Source organism: Polynucleobacter sp. AP-Elch-400A-B2, assembly GCF_018688355.1.
Lineage (GTDB): Bacteria > Pseudomonadota > Gammaproteobacteria > Burkholderiales > Burkholderiaceae > Polynucleobacter.
The window spans coordinates 1,075,170-1,088,786 of the sequence record NZ_CP061317.1 but is presented as its reverse complement, the minus strand read 5'-3'; the positions used below and the strand labels follow the sequence as shown (position 1 = coordinate 1,088,786).

The window sequence follows — 13,617 nt, the reverse complement described above, 5'->3', positions numbered from 1 at the left end:
AGAATCTTAAAGCAATCTAGGTTGAATGGGTGCTTTCGCTAGCGGTGTATGCCAGGATGGTCAGAGCATGGATTGCATCAGGAAAGTGGCTATTTAAAGCAGCATAGATAGCTCTATGACGGGCTACCTTAGTCATTCCCTCAAATTCTGGGGCTACGATGGTCAGTTTAAAGTGACCCCCACCAGAAGCGGCACCCGCATGACCTGCATGAAGATGGCTTTCATCCTCAATATGTAAATGACTTACCTGAAACGCTAACCTGAGGTCAGATTCAAATCGGACAATTCGCTCTTGATTGATATTCATTCTGCAGGATGCTCCATATGGCGAGTGAGCCAGACACCTTGAAGGATCACAAATATTACTAGCAATCCTGTGCTGCCAAATAGCTTAAAGTTGACCCAAGTTTCCTCAGAGTACTCAAAGGCGATATAGAGATTGAGTGCACCCATAAAAAAGAAAAATAATGCCCAGGCCATATTCACTTGATGCCAAATTGATTTTGAGCTGTGCTCTTTTAGAGTAATTTGTTTAGCCATCAACACTTGGATCCAATTTTTCTGAAAAAATTGAGCGCTAATAAATAGGGCGCCTGCAAATAGCCAGTAAAGCGCAGTTGGCTTTAGTTGAATAAAAGTCTTATCGTGCAAGAAGATGGTGAGGCTTCCAAATACCAGAATCATGACAAGGCTGACCCACTGCATGGCGTCAATCTTACGATGTCGGTAATACACCCAGAGTATTTGGCCAATCGTGGCGACCATTGCGACGATAGTTGCGGTGTAGATGTCACCAAATTTAAAGGCGATAAAAAAGAGGATGATCGGGAATAAGTCGAATAGAAATTTCATGGGCTTGATTATCCAGCTATTTGTAATTTATTCCGCTTTACTTGGGGCGGCATTCTCAGAGGGTTCAAATGCTAAGGATGCTGAATTGATGCAATAGCGCAGTCCAGTGGGTTGTGGACCATCTTCAAATACGTGGCCTAAATGCGCATCACATGCCGTACAACGCACTTCAGTGCGAATCATTCCATGAGTTACGTCCCGAATTTCAGTAATCACCTCGTTATTTTCCGGTGCGTTATAGCTGGGCCAGCCACAACCTGCATCAAACTTAGTTGCGGATTGAAATAGCGGGGTGTCGCAGCAAATGCAGCGGTATTGACCGGCAGTCCAGTGATCCCAGAATTCTCCAGAAAACGGTCTTTCTGTAGCAGCCTCACGGGTCACTCGATATTGAATATCACTCAGTGATTTTTTATATTCTTGATCTGTTTTCTTGTTCATGGCTATAAAGTAGTAGGTTATGAGGAGCAGCTGACTTCTATGCGCTGCATATCTATAGGTGGTGGTTTTGCGTAACCCTCAAATGACTCCTGCTCATCAAAGGGCTTGCTGAGTATGAGCTGCAATCGTTCAATTTCAGAAAAATCATCTTGCTGCGCCTTTTCAATTGCAGCCTGAGCAAGGTGGTTCCTGAGGATATATTTAGGATTGACCTGGTCCATCATTCCTTTTCTGGCCTCGTCACTGAAGACTTCTACTTGAAGTCTATGGATGTAATCCGAAAACCATTGATCAATACTATCGCGGTCAATGAATTCATTTCTTTGGACAGTATCTGTCGACTGAGAATCTTTACGAATATTACTGAGCTGACGGAAGAATGTAGTGAAGTCTATTTTTGAATCATTCATCGCTTGTAAGAGTCGCTCAATGAGCTCAATATCACTATCTTGCTCTAACTGAAAGCCTAATTTAGAGCGAAATATTTTTTGCCATTCTTTCGCATAAATAACGGGGAACTCTTCCAGTGCCGAACGTAAAAGAGCTTGGGATTCTTCTGGTGAATGCTCTAACCCCAATAGGGGGAGCATGGCACTAGCGAGGCAGGCCATATTCCAATGCATGATTTGTGGCTGGCGATGATAAGCATATCGGCCGCCATGATCGCTATGATTGCAAATATGGTCTATTTCAAAATGATCCAGAAATCCAAATGGTCCGTAGTCAATTGTGAGCCCAAGGGCACTGATGTTGTCACTATTTAATACGCCATGACAAAATCCTACTGATTGCCACTGTGCGACCAATTTCGCATTGCGAGCGCTGATCTCTTTAAATAAACTTAAGTAGGGATCTTTTGCATTAAGACACTCTTGATAGAATTCGCTCATGAGCAAATCTGCTAGCTCCTTGAGGCGTGCAGTATTTTGCAGTGAAGCAAAATGTTCAAAGTGGCCAACCCGAATAAAGCTTGGGGCAATGCGTGAACATACTGCTGCGGTTTCAACCGTTTCCCTGATAACGCGTTGCTTTGATCCAACTACTGAAAGAGCTCTGCTGGTCGGTATACCTAAAGCATACATTGCCTCGCTACAAAGGAACTCACGTATAGAAGATCTTAAGACGGCTCTGCCATCACCCATTCTGGAGTAGTGCGTCTTACCGGCCCCTTTTAGTTGGAGCTCAAGCTCATTGATATCACCTAGGAGGATGGCGCGACCATCGCCTAGCTGTCCTGCCCAGGATCCAAATTGATGGCCGCTATAGGCAGTTGAAATTGGACTAGAGAAAGTAAGTGCACCCGCATTTAACTGATTTCCCGCTAAAAGTTCAAGCCAATCAGGATCCTTGGGTAAGCCAATGGCTTCGAGCTCAAGATTTATCAGTTTGGCAGCAGAGGCTGAAAATGCAACCCAATAGGGGTTGGATATGGGGGTAGGTGGGGTTGGCTGGCATACATCATCGCCGCGGAGTGTAAAAGGCATATTTTGTATTCTATGGGTAATTCACAAGCGTCGCAGAAGCCTCTAAAATGACCTTATGACAAATAAAGTACAACTCAATGTAGAAACTCAACTTGCCAACCTGGGTGAAGAGCTTAATGTTCCTTTTTTAAAGTTACTAGGTGTACGGCTTATCACTGCCGAAATGGGTAAAGGTGAAATACTCCTAGCCCTTAAGCCCGAGCATACCAATACTTGGGATGTGGCCCATGGCGGTGTTTTACTTACCTTAATGGATGTAGCTATGGCTGTTGCGGCTCGCTCAAGTGATCCTAGTGATCGCAGTGTCGTTACCGTTGAGATGAAAAATAACTTCATGCAAGCTGCTAACGGCATCTTGCGTGTAAAGGCAGATACCGTACGCCGCACTGCCACGATGGCCTTTTGCGAAGCCAAACTCTACAACGATCAAGGTGAGATCTGCTGCATGTCAACCGGGACGTTTCAGTTTATCAAGCGACTGGCAAGCAAAAATGCGGATGGCGAGCGCGTCATAAACGAGGACTCCCGTCAGCAGAAATAATTCAAACTGATTGGTCGCTTAGACCGAAAGGTTGGATCCCGGTGCAGCAGTGAGTTCACCCGTGACAACATCGTGACCCACGGTGCCATTGGCATCAAAGCGTCTCTCCACCATCTCAAACTGACCATCCTTACGAACGCGCAAAATCGTACTTGAGCGTGTTCCATAACTTGGAGTCTTAATAAATGCAGCAGATAAAGCTTTTTCCCAATCAGGATTAATGCCGGTATTAGGTAACTCTTGTGGACTTGCTTCATGAGTATCTGCCAATAAGCGCAAATAGTGATCTGCATTTTTGAGATGCCCGCTATCCATTGCCAATGTTTGCGCAAATGCCGCTACTCGGTGATTGACTTTAGGCCATGGTGTATCCAACATCGCGTTTGATAGGCCGTAGACTCCAGGACTGAGTGCTTGCTCAGGAAATACCTTCCTTGGGCGAATATTTTGACCCATCATGAGGCGATTACTTACCCAATGCATTTCAGCATTCTCTGGATCGCTGAGGTCAGCCATCAAGAGATTAAATCCGTTATACAGTTCAAACCGTTTGGCATTTTCTTGGATATAAGCATACGGCTTGTGCTGACCCGTAAGATAGTGCAGGCTGAGCTCCCCACGCGTTCTTGCATCCGGATTTTTTTCGCTAGGCGCCCTGACATTCGTTAATGCAGCAAAGCGACCCGTTTTTGTGAAGCCCAACCAAGTTCCCGGACTGCCTAATACATCCGCGCGGTCTTTACCGGCTAACACATGAGGGTGTTCGGACCACCACCCCATGGGATCGGTATCGCGCTCATAAAACTCATCACGGTTTGCCGCGACCACCAAAGGGTAGTCTGGATGAGATTTCCAGGCAAAGAGAATTAGGCACATAGCAAGATTAGCGAAATAAGGGAGGGATTAAATTTCTAATAAAGGGTAGGGGAGTGAATCTATCATTAGGACGGGCCCATCGCTTGCACCAAGATGTATTGCTCCAATTTCTAAGGCATCTAGCTTGCATTCCACCTGCAGATCAATACGAGCCAAATTTTCCGCATTGCTAGCCGCCAGTACCACCATACCGCATGGCTGGCTGGCATCACCTTCTTGAAATAATTCTACGCCTGGTTTTGAAAGCTCCAGTGCAGTTGCGTTCGAATCAACATGCACAAGTTGAAGTCTACGTTTTACTGCGCCACGGTATTGGCTCCGAGCAACAATTTCTTGACCAGGGTAACAACCTTTTTTGAAATCCACGCCAGCAACGGATTCAAAGTTAATCATCTGCGGAACAAATTGCTCCTGTGTTGCTAGAACAATTCTGGGGATTGCACTCATCACCTCTAAAGAATTCCACTGATCAAGAGCGGCTTGATCAACTGTTGTTAGAGTGACCCCCACTTTTTTCTGGGCGATGAGGGTGCGCTGAAAAGATTGATTTTGAATCAGCACGTCAGGCATACGCAATGAGAGGGCGTCTTTGGGTAGATTGGAGGATTGGCCAGCATTCTGGGTTTGATAGGCGCCAAATACTTCCCAGTCATCCGAGGCATCCACCACTTTTACTTTTGAGCGCAGCACGTACATCGACAATCGTTTTGCAGTGCTCGCTGCAATATCTTTAGTGACAAAAAGGGCGAAACGGTCATCCGAATCAAGGGATTCCGGAAACAAACCAAGCCAAGCACTAGAGAGAAGACGCCCTTTGGGGCTGCAATAGCCAACCAACCGAACCGCATCGGAACCATGGGCAATATCACCCGTCATAGTGCGCTTGAGGCTATGCACGGAATTGCTTAATTGACTCTGTAAAAGGGCTGCGGCATCGGGCCCCTCAACCAAGATCAAGCCCCAATGGGTCAGAGGGGTAAATCCATGGTTTAGGTTGGAGGCAGGCATTGTGGCGTTTTCTGTGCTGAAGGTCATGAGCTTTTATCATAGCTTGATGAGCAGAAAATTTCAGAGAAGTCTTTTTATTAAACCTTCAAAGGATGGCGGTTGGAAATTCTATGCCCTCATCTTGATTTCCCTAGCGCTTCTGTTGTGCGCAGCCATCTTTTTATGGCCGGTTGTACCAGCCACATCAAATGTGGATAAGGGATCTGCCTATAAAGTCAAAATAACACCCCAATCTGGCCTTTCTGCAATTGCAGCTCAGCTGTCTGAGCAGGGCGTATCTACAAATGTAGTTAGCTTTCAAGTTGCAGCAAGAGCACTGTTTGTCAGCTCTAAGTTAAAGCCGGGGACCTATTTGCTAGCTCCCCGCGCTAGCTTGGGAAATATCTTGTTACAAATTGCTCGTGGTGATCGAGTTCGAGAGAGTGTAGCTATCATTCCCGGCATGACCATATGGCAGCTGAGAAACCTAATTGATAAACATCCAGCGCTCATTCATCAAACTAAAGGCATGAGCTCTAAGGAGCTACTAAAGACTATCGGGCTCACTTATTCAGGCGATGAGGGACTCTTTTACCCAGATACCTATATTTTTGACCCAGATGATTCGGATACCTCCATCTATCGAAGAGCTTCACAGGCTATGCAAAAACAGCTCACGGCTGCTTGGGAGCAAAGGGACTCAGCCACGCCCTTAAAAACCCCATATGAACTACTCATTTTGGCCTCGATTGTGGAAAAGGAGACAGGACGTTCTAGTGACAGGTCCCTGGTCTCAGCAGTTTTCGTGAATCGTCTCAATTTAAAGATGCCCCTCCAGACTGATCCAACCGTAATTTACGGTATTGGCCCTAAATTTGATGGCAATCTACGAAAAACAGATTTACGCATAGACAGTCCCTACAATACTTATATGCACAAGGGTTTGCCACCAACGCCAATAGCCATGCCGAGCAAGGAGTCGCTCCTCGCTGTGATGCATCCGGCAAAAAGTGATGCGATATATTTTGTGGCACGCGGTGATGGCTCTAGCCATTTTTCGAAAACCTTGAAAGAGCATGAAAGCGCAGTTGATCAGTTTCAACGTAAACGCAATTCCTCCAATCAATCTAAGTCTCAGTAATTGTTATGACAGCTCAATTTCCAGGTTATTTCATTAGTTTTGAAGGTATTGATGGTGCTGGAAAAAGTACGCATATTGAATCTTTCAGTAACTTGATTCAGCAGCGATACCCTGATCACGATGTTGTGATGACTAGAGAGCCTGGTGGTACTCAATTAGGTGAACAGCTGCGCGCTTTATTACTTGAAGCGGCAATGAATTTAGAAACCGAGGCATTACTGATGTTTGCCGCTCGACGTGAACATATTGCACAAGTAATAGAGCCAGCACTGAAAGCCGGAAAGATTGTGATCTCTGATCGTTTCACGGATGCCAGCTTTGCCTATCAAGGTGGTGGTCGCGGCTTAAGCTTAGCGAAGTTAAATGATTTGGAGAAATGGGTTCAGGGTCGCCCTGATGGTTCATTGCTTCAACCTAATTTGACCTTCCTATTTGATCTACCTGGATCGGTTGCACAAGCGAGAAGATCAAAGGTAAGAGCACCCGATAAATTTGAAAAGATGGATTTAGATTTTTTTGAAAAAGTTCGTCAAGAGTATTTGCGTAGAGCAAAGGCGGATCCAGATCGCTTTTATTTAGTCGATGCTACTAAAACACCAGAGGCTATTTGGCATGAGCTCGAGTCATTAAAGATAAAGCTCTAAATGAGTGATGCGATGTTAGCAAATGCGTCGGTGAAAAAAATAGCCCCGTGGCTTGAGCCTATCTGGGATGGCATGAACTTAGCCGCGTTTCCTAACGCAGTTTTAATTCATGGTCAGTCGGGTATTGGTAAGTTTGAGTTTTCCATTGAATTGGCTAGAGCGCTTTTGTGTGAGACTTCCTCTTCTATAAAGCCTTGTAAACAATGTGAAGCTTGTCGGTGGTTTGACTCTGGAAACCACCCTGACTTTATTGCGCTAGTCCCAGAAACGCATCGCAAGCTTTTGCCGCAGGGTGATTTTGATTCGGATGCTGACGCACCAAAAAAATCCAAGGCCAGTCAAGCTGATGCCGATGGTGATGCACCCGAGAAAAAAGAAAAGAAGAGTATTTCAATAGAGGATGCCCGCAGTGCAATTGAAGGACTCTCTATTGGATCTCACCGCGGCGGAAACCGCGTCATTCTGGTTTATCCGCTAGAAATGCTCAGATCAGACTCTGCAAATACTTTACTGAAATCTCTTGAAGAGCCCCCAAAAAATACTATCTTTATTTTGTTGGCAGATCGCCTTGATCGCGTCCTGCCAACCATTCGTTCTCGCTGCCGCTTGCTGTCCGCGCCGCGACCAGATCGATCGAGTGGGCTCAATTGGTTGCGTACCCAGTTGGGTATGATTCCTGGCTTAAAAATGAGTGATGCTGATGTCGAGTCTATTTACGATGAGCAGGGTGGGGCACCCTATGCAGTATTGGATTCCTTAATAGCACGTCACAATAAAGATGAAAAGGATGAGCTGACGATTGCTATCCAGGCTTCACGTTACCTATTGCAAGCGATGGCGCAGGGCGCTCGGATCAATTGGCTAGATGCTGCGGATAAGACGCAAAAAGCGCGGTATTCAGTTTTGTTGGCCACTATGCAGCGATGGGTCTCTGATGTGCAAAGTTGCGCACAAATGGGTTCGCCTCGCTATTACCCTAAGCATGAGGCTACTAGCAGGACGCTTGCGCAACAAGCGCGCCTTCCAAAGCTTCTAAGCTTTTGGAAATCCCTGACACAAGCGCGGCGTCATGAAAATCACCCGCTAGCTACCCGCATTCAGTTAGAAGCATTGCTTTCTCAGTACCAGCAGGTATTTGAAGACTAAAATAGCGAGTCATGTTTATAGACTCACATTGCCATCTCGATTTTCCAGAATTTCAAGCCCGTCTACCTGAGGTTTTGTCTAACATGGCTGCCTGTAAGGTGAGCCACGCTTTGTGCGTGTCGGTAGACATTCCTGACTTTCCCAAGGTGCGAAAGCTAGCTGAGGATCATGCTCATTTATACGCTTCGGTCGGAGTGCACCCAGATTACGAAGACACGCCAGAACCTAGTTTTGAATTCCTGGTTGAAGAGGCAAAGCACCCCAAAATCATTGCGATTGGCGAAACGGGGCTTGATTACTTTCGCATGGGTGATCGCAGCTATGAATCTATGGAATGGCAGAGAGAGCGGTTCAGAACGCATATACGCGCCGCTATTGCAGCTAAAAAGCCCCTCATCATCCATACGCGCGCCTCTTCTGCTGACACCCTCAGAATCCTTAAAGAAGAGGGCGCTGATCAGATTGGAGGTGTCATGCATTGCTTTACAGAAACCACTGAAGTTGCCAAGGCTGCTATTGACATGGGCTTTTACATTTCGTTTTCTGGCATCGTGACTTTCAAGAGCGCCAAGGACCTACAGGAAACCTGTAGAGAAGTTCCTCTGGATCGCATGCTAATTGAGACAGATTCGCCTTATTTAGCCCCAATTCCCTATCGCGGCAAGACTAATGAGCCAGCTTGGGTTTCCAAGGTTGGTGAATTTGTTGCTGAGCTAAAGGGTGTTTCAGTTGAATTACTGGCAGAACAGACTTCAAGGAACTTTTTCCAATGTTTTCAGATAACTAGAGCAATATCATGAGAAGTTCGCTTAAATTTAGTCATCTTTTTCCTGCCTACTTATTGTGCTTTTCTAGCCTGGTAATTGCACAAACTGCAGATCAGATTACGGATTTCACTAAAGCTGCGAAGTTTGATGACGTCAATGAGGTGCAGTCTTTAATAAAATCAGGCGTTACCCCAAATACTCTAGATCCTAGAGGCACCCCCATGCTGATCCTGGCTATTCGAGATAAATCATCTAAGGTAATGGATTTATTGCTTGCCAATCCAGCTACGAACGTCAATTTGACCAATAAAAGCGGTGAAAATGCTCTTATGATGGCTGCTTTTGATGGGCAGCTGCCCTTAGTGAAGACCTTGGTTGTTGATAAAAAAGCAGCAGTCAATAAACCTGGCTGGGCACCAATTCACTATGCGGCCACCAACGGTCACTTAGAAATAACTCAATTCTTAATGGCAAACGGCGCTCAGGTAAACGCATTGAGTCCAAGTGAGACAACGCCATTAATGATGTCTATTGGCTCCGGCAATGATCAATTAATCAAATACTTGCTTGATAGCGGTGCAGACTTGCGCATGCGAAATCATGAGGGTTATACGGCTATAGATATTGCTCAATTATTTGGCAATGATGATATTCGTAATGGCTTAATGTCACGTTGGGTAAAGCTCTATAAGCAGCCATATCCAGGTGGCCCCAAGAAGACTCCTTAATAAGTGACATATCTTCTTAATGCGTATAATCATTATTATGTCAAACAAGAAATGTAACTGGTTTTAACGGATACCATCGATGACTTTGAGCGGCTTGTTAGACAAGCTTCCCGGCCTTAACTCCCTGCCCAGCTTCAGCACGCTCTTGGCTGAAATTAATGCGGATATGGGCGATAGCGATATTTGGGTGCTGTTATTTCTAACGTGTTTGATGCTGACATTCCATGGCTTAAGCGTTCTATCAATCGCAGGTATCTTTCATTGGATTGACCAAAAACTCGAAAATAAGCGGGTCTATGGAGCTAACTTTGTATCGTATTTCGTGGCAATTTTATTGATTATTGCTATCCACCTGCTCGAAATCATTGCCTGGGCGTATATTTGTTTGGGGCTGCAGGTATTCCCAACCAACCTTCAAACCCTGTATTTTGCTGGTGAGATGTATACAACCGTTGGCTATGGTGAATATGTTCTTGCTACGCGCTGGCGAATTCTCCCCATCATCATTTCTTTCTCCGGAATCTTTGCTGTATCGATGTCTGGGGCTGCGCTTTACACCATGATGGGTGCTTTATTGGGAAGACCAAAACAAAACCCAAGATCAGGCTCTGGGTTCTAAATGAGTAGCTGTAGTCCCCTTGGGTTTAGTTCTTAGTTCACTAGCTTGGATTTATCAATGGGTGCCCTTTGCTTAAATACAAGCTCCAAGATGCGTCCATTGGATTCCAGGGAGCGCATTCTGCCAGGTAGCCAATCAAGGTCTCTCGCCAGCCAGATATCGACCTGACGCTTGAAAGGACTACTCTCCCTCTGCATTAGAGCGTAATGGCGATTTACAGACTTTCCTAGACTTGGAACATCTTCTGACACTAGCTCTCCGTAGCTTTTAAATTGCCACATCTCGAGTGTGTCGTAGTCCACCACAGGAATGCCTCGAATACTGCCAGCCTCATCGATCTTATCGCTGCCATTGAGTAAAGAGGCCAATTGAAAAAGTAGGCTAAATCGATCTTGAGTGCCTGGCAGCAAATCCGGTGTGAATTCTGGCTTTTCAGAGAAGAACATCTTCCCTGCTCCGCTCTGATCACGATCAAAACGGGAATAGCGCGGTGGTTTTGTACCCCGCTGCGTCCAGTAAATGGATGGCGCTATGCCGTAGGCATCGACAGTGCCTCTGGATTCAAAAACAAAGGGACCGACAATGGCGTAAGGTATGTTGATGTGCAAGCGGTAATTATTGCCCTCAGTAATCCAGTCCAGTTGAGCGGCTTGAATGAGTTGGCCATCAACATAGGCGTCAAAATAATACGTACCAGATTCAGGAAGGCGAAATGCCTGCCCAGATTGATTGCCGAATGCGCCCCGCTCTCCCTTTCCCTGATCTGTTAAAGGGTCCGCTGAGACGGCTTTAGTTTCCTTGGGCGGCGTTTTTTTCTTTGGCGCCGTAGTCATCTGTATTTTCTTTGGAGGTTCGACCCGAAGCTCTGTTTTGATAATAAGATCTTCGGCAATAGGTGTCGCACTACCAAAAGAGAGGAATGGAATGCCAAAAAATAAAATCAAGTGTCCCAAAAGGGAAAGAAAAAAAGCAGCAGTCAGAATCAACAGGGATTTTTTTGGCACAAATTGAAGCAGATTGCCGATTGCATCCATCAAGACATTAATGCTTAATAAAGTCGACTACTGCTGACAAATGATTGGCATAGTCAGAAATTCCGTGATCACCACCTTCGAGGATAAGTTGTTTGGCGCCAGGGTAAAAAGCTACCATTTCTTTCCAGTCCAAAAGCTCATCACCTTTTGCGGCAATTAAAAAATAACGCTCTGGATCAGTTATTGGGTCTACCTGTAAGGCACGTAATTCATCGATGTACTCGGCCTTAAAATCAAACGGCTCTTCGCTATCATAGGCAGTCATCATGCCAACATGGGGCTCTAATTCTCTAGCAGCATATACGGCAGGATTAAGAGTGATACCTTTGCAATGATATTTTTCTGCAAGGTAGTTGGTATAAAAACCGCCTAAGGAGGATCCGACGATTACTATGCGATCGAATTTAGTTTGATCGATATATTTAGTCACCATCTCCAGACTTGCTTTTGGAGATGCAGGAAGTTGAGGGCAATACCACTCATAAGAATGGTGTGCCGATGAGAGTGCCCTCACCGCCTCCCCAGTCATGACCGCCTTGGTTGAGTTTGGTGAGGACCGAAAGCCATGCAAATAAACAACCAAGGTTACTGCCATACTTCTTCCTCTAGCTTTTTTGACCTATTTCAAAATTAGCCATTTTTTCTAATGCTTTGACCATGGCAGAATGATCCCACGATTTTCCACCGTGCGCTGCACAGGAATTAAATAACTCTTGTGCGCTAGCTGTATTCGGCAAACTAACGCCTAGGGCCTTAGCGCTGCTGAGGGCCAAACTTAAATCTTTCTGGTGCAGCTCAATCCTGAAGCCAGGATCAAAGGTGCGATTGATCATGCGCTCGCCATGAACTTCCAGTATTTTTGAGCTAGCAAAGCCACCCATTAATGCCTGTCTAACTTTTGCTGGATCAGCACCCGCCTTAGATGCAAACACCAAAGCTTCTGCAACCGCTTCAATATTCAAGGCGACAATAATTTGATTGGCTACTTTAGTAACTTGACCGGCGCCATTATCACCAACTAGGGTGATATTTTTTCCCATCAAATCAAATACGGGTTTGACCTTGTCAAAAATTGCTTGCTTACCACCAACCATAATGGTGAGGCTTGCACCCTTGGCACCTAACTGGCCACCAGACACAGGAGCATCTAGATATTCACAAGCTAAATCATTGATGCGCTTCGCAAAATCTTTTGTAGAGATGGGAGAGATAGAACTCATATCAACAACAATCTTGCCCTTGCTAAGACCTGATGCAATACCATTCTCTCCAAAAAGAACTTTTTCTACATCGGGAGTATCTGGAACCATCGTAATAATGATGTCTGCCTTAGTCGCAACTTCTGCAGGAGTTGCACAAAGAACGGCGGCAGTATTAGCTAACTCATCCGGAACTTTACTGCGTGTGTTGATAAACAGTTCATGACCTGCTGCGACCAAATGCCCTGCCATTGGCGCGCCCATAATACCTAAACCCACAAAGCCTAGTTTTAACTTACTCATTATTTATTTCCAAATTATTATTAATTTATTGATATACAGATCAACCGATATTACTGCTCGTATTGACCCATCCAATGTAGGCCAGCCTCAGTCGTTTTCAAGGGCTTGTATTCACAGCCGATGTAGCCTGTGTATCCAAGACGAGCTAATAAATCAAATAAGTAGCTGTAATTTATTTCTCCGGTACCAGGCTCATTACGACCTGGATTATCTGCTAACTGAATGTGCGCAATTCGATCAAAGTATTTTTGAATCGTATTGGCTAGCTCACCTTCCATACGCTGGGCATGGTAGATGTCGTATTGTAAAAAAGCATTATCAGCAGCAACCGCATCGAGTATTGCAATGCCTTGAGCAGTTTTAGAGAGATAGAAACCAGGGATATCAAAGGTATTGATTGGCTCAATCAACAGTTTTAACCCTGACTTCTTCAGTTCAGCAGCAGCAAACTGTAAGTTATCGACAAAGGTGTCATGTACTAAAGCTGGATCAACTCCCTCGGGAGTCTTTCCTGCTAAGCAGTTAAGTTGGGGTACGCCCAAAATACTGGCGTACTCAATCGCCTTGGTAACACCAGAGCGAAACTCAGCAACACGGTCTGGGTGACATGCGATACCCCTCTCCCCTGCGTCCCAATCACCAGCCGGTAAGTTGTGTAATACCAACTTTAAGGCATTGTTATCTAGAGCGGATTTGATTTCGCTCGCTTTAAAAGCATAAGGAAATAGGAATTCAACGGCTTTGAAGCCTCCAATTTTGGCTAGCGCAAAGCGCTCCAAAAATGATTTTTCATTAAACAACATCGTGAGGTTGGCTGCAAACTTGGGCATTCCTATTCCTTAATAACAATCAAAC

Annotated in this window: 17 protein-coding genes; 7 read left to right on the top strand and 10 right to left on the bottom strand. The window is 45.3% G+C overall.

The features are described from left to right. Positions 1-16 precede the first annotated feature (16 nt). Genes FD977_RS05625 through FD977_RS05610 form a run of 4 tightly spaced genes read right to left on the bottom strand, consistent with a single transcriptional unit; the run spans position 17 to position 2,777 of the window. On the bottom strand, positions 17-307 hold the full coding sequence (locus FD977_RS05625) for a BolA family transcriptional regulator (RefSeq protein ID WP_215304130.1): 291 nt from the start codon (positions 305-307) through the stop codon (positions 17-19). Beyond that, entirely contained in the window at positions 304-852 is a 549-nt protein-coding gene (locus FD977_RS05620; protein ID WP_215304129.1) for a septation protein A, read from the bottom strand. The genes FD977_RS05625 and FD977_RS05620 overlap by 4 nt, the downstream gene beginning before the upstream one ends. Positions 853-879: 27 nt before the next feature. Beyond that, on the bottom strand, positions 880-1,293 hold the full coding sequence (msrB, locus tag FD977_RS05615; protein WP_215304128.1) for a peptide-methionine (R)-S-oxide reductase MsrB: 414 nt from the start codon (positions 1,291-1,293) through the stop codon (positions 880-882). A 17-nt stretch (positions 1,294-1,310) separates the two neighbouring features. Continuing rightward, positions 1,311-2,777: a YdiU family protein gene (locus FD977_RS05610; protein ID WP_215304127.1), complete on the bottom strand. Its 1,467-nt coding sequence runs from the start codon at positions 2,775-2,777 to the stop codon at positions 1,311-1,313. 55 nt (positions 2,778-2,832) lie between these two features. Between FD977_RS05610 and FD977_RS05605 the strand changes: the two genes are divergently transcribed. Then, entirely contained in the window at positions 2,833-3,318 is a 486-nt protein-coding gene (locus tag FD977_RS05605) for a PaaI family thioesterase (RefSeq protein ID WP_215304126.1), read from the top strand. Between the two features lie 18 nt (positions 3,319-3,336). Here the strand turns inward: FD977_RS05605 and FD977_RS05600 are convergent, their stop codons facing one another. Further along, a complete protein-coding gene (locus FD977_RS05600; protein WP_215304125.1) occupies positions 3,337-4,194 on the bottom strand; it encodes an NRDE family protein in 858 nt (285 codons plus the stop codon). A gap of 27 nt (positions 4,195-4,221) precedes the next feature. After that, positions 4,222-5,229 carry a folate-binding protein YgfZ gene (locus tag FD977_RS05595; protein WP_215304124.1) on the bottom strand — a complete coding sequence of 336 codons (1,008 nt, stop codon included), beginning with the start codon at positions 5,227-5,229 and terminating at the stop codon, positions 4,222-4,224. Between the two features lie 19 nt (positions 5,230-5,248). Here FD977_RS05595 and mltG point away from each other — a divergent pair, with 19 nt between their 5' ends. The 6 genes from mltG (at position 5,249) to FD977_RS05565 (ending at position 10,226) form a co-directional block, all read left to right on the top strand. Further along, positions 5,249-6,322, top strand: a complete 1,074-nt coding sequence (gene mltG / locus FD977_RS05590; RefSeq protein ID WP_215304123.1) for an endolytic transglycosylase MltG — start codon at positions 5,249-5,251, stop codon at positions 6,320-6,322. Positions 6,323-6,327: 5 nt separating this feature from the next. Then, positions 6,328-6,966 (top strand): dTMP kinase, encoded by a 639-nt coding sequence (gene tmk / locus FD977_RS05585; RefSeq protein ID WP_215304122.1) that lies wholly within the window; start codon positions 6,328-6,330, stop codon positions 6,964-6,966. After that, entirely contained in the window at positions 6,967-8,112 is a 1,146-nt protein-coding gene (locus tag FD977_RS05580; RefSeq protein WP_251369434.1) for a DNA polymerase III subunit delta', read from the top strand. An 11-nt stretch (positions 8,113-8,123) separates the two neighbouring features. Further along, positions 8,124-8,912 carry a TatD family hydrolase gene (locus FD977_RS05575; RefSeq protein WP_215304121.1) on the top strand — a complete coding sequence of 263 codons (789 nt, stop codon included), beginning with the start codon at positions 8,124-8,126 and terminating at the stop codon, positions 8,910-8,912. Then, positions 8,909-9,607 carry an ankyrin repeat domain-containing protein gene (locus FD977_RS05570; RefSeq protein ID WP_215304120.1) on the top strand — a complete coding sequence of 233 codons (699 nt, stop codon included), beginning with the start codon at positions 8,909-8,911 and terminating at the stop codon, positions 9,605-9,607. The genes FD977_RS05575 and FD977_RS05570 overlap by 4 nt, the downstream gene beginning before the upstream one ends. Before the next feature lie 79 nt (positions 9,608-9,686). After that, positions 9,687-10,226 (top strand): ion channel, encoded by a 540-nt coding sequence (locus FD977_RS05565; protein WP_215304119.1) that lies wholly within the window; start codon positions 9,687-9,689, stop codon positions 10,224-10,226. Positions 10,227-10,258: 32 nt separating this feature from the next. Here FD977_RS05565 and FD977_RS05560 read toward each other — a convergent pair whose 3' ends face one another. From FD977_RS05560 to hyi, 4 genes are all read right to left on the bottom strand, one after another. Beyond that, positions 10,259-11,059, bottom strand: coding sequence for a DUF3108 domain-containing protein (locus tag FD977_RS05560; RefSeq protein ID WP_251369433.1), 801 nt, complete (start codon positions 11,057-11,059; stop codon positions 10,259-10,261). 208 nt (positions 11,060-11,267) lie between these two features. Next, positions 11,268-11,855 (bottom strand): YqiA/YcfP family alpha/beta fold hydrolase, encoded by a 588-nt coding sequence (locus FD977_RS05555; RefSeq protein WP_215304118.1) that lies wholly within the window; start codon positions 11,853-11,855, stop codon positions 11,268-11,270. Between the two features lie 10 nt (positions 11,856-11,865). Next, positions 11,866-12,762: a 2-hydroxy-3-oxopropionate reductase gene (gene glxR / locus FD977_RS05550; RefSeq protein ID WP_215304117.1), complete on the bottom strand. Its 897-nt coding sequence runs from the start codon at positions 12,760-12,762 to the stop codon at positions 11,866-11,868. A 50-nt stretch (positions 12,763-12,812) separates the two neighbouring features. Beyond that, positions 12,813-13,592: a hydroxypyruvate isomerase gene (hyi, locus tag FD977_RS05545; protein ID WP_215304116.1), complete on the bottom strand. Its 780-nt coding sequence runs from the start codon at positions 13,590-13,592 to the stop codon at positions 12,813-12,815. Positions 13,593-13,617 lie beyond the last annotated feature (25 nt).

Bases quoted from the DNA above. Each gene is read 5' to 3' on its own strand.
- FD977_RS05570 (WP_215304120.1), top strand. From the start codon at position 8,909: ATGAGAAGTTCGCTTAAATTTAGTCATCTTTTTCCTGCCTACTTATTG.
- tmk (WP_215304122.1), top strand. From the start codon at position 6,328: ATGACAGCTCAATTTCCAGGTTATTTCATTAGTTTTGAAGGTATTGAT.
- FD977_RS05620 (WP_215304129.1), bottom strand. From the start codon at position 852: ATGAAATTTCTATTCGACTTATTCCCGATCATCCTCTTTTTTATCGCC.
- FD977_RS05580 (WP_251369434.1), top strand. From the start codon at position 6,967: ATGAGTGATGCGATGTTAGCAAATGCGTCGGTGAAAAAAATAGCCCCG.
- FD977_RS05575 (WP_215304121.1), top strand. From the start codon at position 8,124: ATGTTTATAGACTCACATTGCCATCTCGATTTTCCAGAATTTCAAGCC.
- FD977_RS05605 (WP_215304126.1), top strand. From the start codon at position 2,833: ATGACAAATAAAGTACAACTCAATGTAGAAACTCAACTTGCCAACCTG.
- FD977_RS05595 (WP_215304124.1), bottom strand. From the start codon at position 5,229: ATGACCTTCAGCACAGAAAACGCCACAATGCCTGCCTCCAACCTAAAC.
- msrB (WP_215304128.1), bottom strand. From the start codon at position 1,293: ATGAACAAGAAAACAGATCAAGAATATAAAAAATCACTGAGTGATATT.
- FD977_RS05625 (WP_215304130.1), bottom strand. From the start codon at position 307: ATGAATATCAATCAAGAGCGAATTGTCCGATTTGAATCTGACCTCAGG.
- FD977_RS05565 (WP_215304119.1), top strand. From the start codon at position 9,687: ATGACTTTGAGCGGCTTGTTAGACAAGCTTCCCGGCCTTAACTCCCTG.
- FD977_RS05600 (WP_215304125.1), bottom strand. From the start codon at position 4,194: ATGTGCCTAATTCTCTTTGCCTGGAAATCTCATCCAGACTACCCTTTG.
- FD977_RS05560 (WP_251369433.1), bottom strand. From the start codon at position 11,059: ATGACTACGGCGCCAAAGAAAAAAACGCCGCCCAAGGAAACTAAAGCC.
- FD977_RS05555 (WP_215304118.1), bottom strand. From the start codon at position 11,855: ATGGCAGTAACCTTGGTTGTTTATTTGCATGGCTTTCGGTCCTCACCA.
- mltG (WP_215304123.1), top strand. From the start codon at position 5,249: ATGAGCAGAAAATTTCAGAGAAGTCTTTTTATTAAACCTTCAAAGGAT.
- FD977_RS05610 (WP_215304127.1), bottom strand. From the start codon at position 2,777: ATGCCTTTTACACTCCGCGGCGATGATGTATGCCAGCCAACCCCACCT.
- glxR (WP_215304117.1), bottom strand. From the start codon at position 12,762: ATGAGTAAGTTAAAACTAGGCTTTGTGGGTTTAGGTATTATGGGCGCG.
- hyi (WP_215304116.1), bottom strand. From the start codon at position 13,592: ATGCCCAAGTTTGCAGCCAACCTCACGATGTTGTTTAATGAAAAATCA.